At 43.3% G+C, this 848-nt stretch carries 2 protein-coding genes; both read left to right on the forward strand.

The window, feature by feature from the left end:
• A partial coding sequence (locus tag R7Z50_RS26050; protein WP_318149548.1) for a BCCT family transporter occupies positions 1–456 on the forward strand: 456 nt, incomplete at its 5' end.
• 120 nt (positions 457–576) lie between these two features.
• The coding region (locus R7Z50_RS26055; protein WP_318149549.1) for an AAA family ATPase at positions 577–848 on the forward strand (272 nt) is incomplete at its 3' end.

Genomic DNA, 848 nt, shown 5'->3' on the forward strand with positions numbered 1-848 from the left:
CCGACGTTGGTAACATTGGTTTGGATGTCAGTATTTGGTGGTACTGCGCTTGATCAGGTCGTGAACAAAGTTGGTGAATTGGGTGCGAATGGTTTAACGGATATTTCACTGACACTATTCCATGTTTACGATGTATTACCATACAGCTCAGTGATTTCTATTCTGTCGATTGTTTTGATTTTGGTGTTCTTTATCACCTCATCTGACTCCGGTTCATTGGTTATCGACAGTATCACTGCGGGCGGTAAGATTGATGCTCCCGTTCCACAGCGAATCTTTTGGGCGTGTATCGAGGGTTCGATTGCCGCTGTTATGCTTTGGGTTGGCGGTAAAGAAGCCTTACAAGCGCTACAGTCTGGTGTGGTTGCGACCGGCTTGCCATTTACCTTTGTTCTGCTGTTGATGTGTGTGAGTTTGGTGAAAGGTTTACGTACCGAGCTTTCCGCTTACCGCTAATCGATGTTGATAAATTAATACTCAATGCCGAGCATTCATTGCTCGGCATTTTTATTTCTGCTTTTCTTTTTAAGAAATTCCGTTACAGTTTGGGCTTCTTTTTCATCACTCAACTGCATTATGTCGCTTGCTAAACTTATTCTCATTCGTGGTCTTCCTGGCTCAGGAAAAACAACCTTGGCGAAACAATTGGTGAAAGATTTCGATGCGAAGTATTTCGAAGCCGACATGTATTTTGAGAATGAGAAAGGCGAGTACCACTTCAATCCGTCTTTGCTTCCGCAAGCGCACGAATGGTGTCTTGAACAAACGCGCAAATGGTTGAACAAAGGGAAAATCGTGATTGTGAGTAATACCTTTGTACGACATTGGGAAATGAAGCGGTATTTAGA

It is taken from the genome of Vibrio sp. 1249-1, assembly GCF_033340495.1.